Genomic DNA, 3,279 nt, shown 5'->3' on the forward strand with positions numbered 1-3,279 from the left:
ATTTACTTGTGTTACCTGTTGCCTATTCATTACTATAAAAATACGTCATTTTTTTACTATTTCCTCTTTATTTTGTCAATTTTTCAAGTTTATAGTTTATAGATTTAAGTTTATATAGATATTATCTAATTCATCCTTGGTAATTCCTATATATGCCAATGTTACACTGGGGGCCGAATGGTTAAGCAGTTTTTGAATTCTAGTGATATCTACGCCGCTTTTATAAGCCCAGTAGCCAAATGTTTTTCGTAATGTATGTGTTCCGATTGCTTCTTTAATACCGACAGCGCATGCTGCTTTATTCATGATTCTATAAGCTTGTATGCGGGTAATAGGCTGATCACCTTTTTGGCTTTTAAAAAGCCATTCACTTTCATTATGAATACTGGTAAGGTATTCATTTATAGTCTTTTTGCACGTAAGAGAGAGAGGAAAATCTTTTATTTTACCTGTTTTCATTTCGCGAATTACAATTCTATCTTTAGCTTTAACATCACTTATTTTCAACAATAATAAATCTGAAATTCGCAAACCACTATTAATTCCTAAAACAAAAAGAAGCCAATCACGTAAGTTCCTTTTTTTTAAATAACTTTTTACCGCTTCAATTTGTTGTTTGCTGCGAATCGGTTCGACATATTTCATACGTTAACACATCCTTCATACTAGTACTACTATCGTACATTAGTTGTATAATATGTTACTCTGACGCCTAAAAATAATGTAACACAAGTAAATTGTGTTACATTATTTTTAGGCGTCAGATTTTAAAGAGTTTTTGCCGCATTTTGTTCGGTATAGTTTTTTATTATATACCATATTTTGCTGATGCTATAACGCTTATAACATCGAAAAGTTCTGGTTTAAAAATTTTGATGAGGAGATGAAAAAATGGGAAAGCAACAAATTAACTATTTTCAAATTCGAAAATCAAGAAGATAGCGATTTGGGGTTCAAGAGTCCTTACATTTTTCAATTTCAAAGTTTTAAAATACAAATTTGCGGACTATGATGATTTTCTCAGAAGGAGTGGATAAAAATTTATGAACATGACATTAAAAATGAAAGTAGTTGGCGGATTCCTCTTTGTAGTAATGTTTACATTACTAGTTGCTGGAATCAGTTTTTACAAAATTGGGGAAATGGATGAAGCAGTAAAAGAAATAGGTGAAGATCATATTCCACTGCTGATGAAAACGGCTAGGGTCGCTAGGCTTAATGTAAATCAGGTAGCGACCCTGCGAGCGTATTTGATAACAGGGCAAGACAACTATGTTGAGGAATATAAAAAATATAGTGATGAGGCTGAGCAGCTTGAGGCTGAGCTTGAGAAAAAAGCGCTGACTGAACAAAAACGGAATTTTGCTCTGGAAGTGAAAAAACTGGACGAAGAGTATGATCAGTATATCACAAAAGTTATCGACCTGAAAAAAGCTGGTAAAGATCAAGAAGCAGTTATGATGGTGCGGAATCAGGCGACTCCTGTTGCCAAGGCGCTAAACGCTAAAGTGGAAGAATATATGACATTTAGGGAAAAACAGGTAGGAGACACCTTTGTGCAATTGGAGGCCAATAGTAGTCAAGCCCGCACTATGACAGGCATAATTAGTTTTGTTGCTTTGCTGGCAGGTATCAGCATTGGAATTGTTATCAGCCGTTCGGTCGTTGGCGCATTGCAAGCAGTTACGGCAGATTTAACTAAATTATCGAAAGGTGACTATAGCTTTACTATACCGGAATTATTTCTTGCCAAAACAGATGAAGTAGGTGTTATGGCACGGGCTATGGACAATATGCTTAAAGTTATGCGGGATACTCTTGGGCAGGTTTCTCATTCATCCGAGCAATTGGCAGCGTCTTCTGAACAGTTGACTGCTAGTTCAGGACAGACGGCTCAAGCAGCTAACCAAGTGGCAGTGGCGATTACAGAGGTATCTACAGGCGCAACCAATCAAGTAAAAGCAATTGATGAAGCCAGTAATATTGTAGAACAATTATCCGCCGGGATACAAGAGGTGGCTGCTAATGCCAGTAATGTGGCCGCAACGGCGCAGCAAACTTCTTCAACAGCTCAGGAAGGCGGCAAGGCGGTGCAGAAGGCAACAAACCAAATGGCACAGATTGAGAAGTCGGTCGATGACTCGGCGCAGTTAGTCGGCAAACTAGGTGAACGTTCCCAGGAAATAGGGACGATTGTTGATACAATTTCCGGCATAGCCGGGCAGACAAATCTCCTGGCATTGAACGCAGCGATTGAGGCTGCCCGGGCAGGAGAACAGGGACGCGGTTTTGCTGTGGTAGCCGAAGAGGTACGAAAACTGGCCGAACAATCACAAGATGCGGCAAAACAGATAGCGGAACTGATTGGTGAAATTAGGGAAGATACGGATAAGGCCGTAAATGCTATGGGGGAGGGAATGCGTGAAGTTAAGACAGGCACGGAAGTGGTTACTGAAGCGGGCCAGACTTTTGATAAAATTGTCAGCCTGATTGGCAACGTATCCGACCAGGTTAGCGATATTTCCGCGGCAATTGAGCAGATGGCCGCCAACAGCCAACGCATCGTGGTATCAGTCAAAGATATTGATAAGATTATTAAAGAGTCGTCAGCGCATACGCAGACGGTTTCTGCTGCCACTGAAGAACAATTAGCCTCTATGGAAGAGATTGCATCATCTAGTCAAGAATTGGCTAAAATGGCGGAAAAATTACGTCATATTGTTGCAAACTTTAAATTATAAGAAACAAAGTGTATTTATCTAAAAAAATAAATTTTGATGAAAGTAAATAGAAAGAAAACTCCTGCTGAATCGATTAGGCAGGAGTTTTATATTGCCATGGGAATATAGAAAGGTGGTATTATAAGTTATGGATCATATTAACCTGTGTTTATCAGTAAAGGTAATCAAGACGTCAATGTATATAGAAAATCGTCAACAAAGGCCTTTACCTGTATTTTATTTTATGATTGTACTGCGAAAAGTTAATTTATGACCTTGTTATCACTGTTGCTGTAAATTTTAAATCGGCTACAGCCACATCTTTTCCTATTACGTATATATGTCGCTGCATCTCCAAGCTACTTACCCCTAAAATTAATGATCTAATTATTACTCGTCTGTTAAAAGGACAGACTAACCCCTTGAGGTGGTGTTGTAGGAAATGACGTAGCTACCTGCTTGATTGTTTCCTTGGTTTTTCTGGCTAGATAGGTAATGAATTGCTGGAAATTATGCCCGATTATTTTGAGACCAACTACAGCGCTGACCTTATGCTTAC

General features: G+C 38.6%; 2 protein-coding genes. One reads left to right on the plus strand and one right to left on the minus strand.

The window, feature by feature from the left end; all coding sequences use genetic code 11:
• Window positions 1-96 precede the first annotated feature (96 nt).
• A complete protein-coding gene (locus BLR65_RS20705) occupies window positions 97-645 on the minus strand; it encodes a site-specific integrase (RefSeq protein ID WP_093796086.1) in 549 nt (182 codons plus the stop codon).
• A 398-nt stretch (window positions 646-1,043) separates the two neighbouring features.
• Here BLR65_RS20705 and BLR65_RS20710 point away from each other — a divergent pair, with 398 nt between their 5' ends.
• Entirely contained in the window at window positions 1,044-2,741 is a 1,698-nt protein-coding gene (locus tag BLR65_RS20710; RefSeq protein WP_093796087.1) for a methyl-accepting chemotaxis protein, read from the plus strand.
• Window positions 2,742-3,279: the final 538 nt, after the last annotated feature.

The sequence above is a fragment of the Sporomusa acidovorans genome (assembly GCF_900101845.1).
Lineage (GTDB): Bacteria > Bacillota > Negativicutes > Sporomusales > Sporomusaceae > Sporomusa > Sporomusa acidovorans.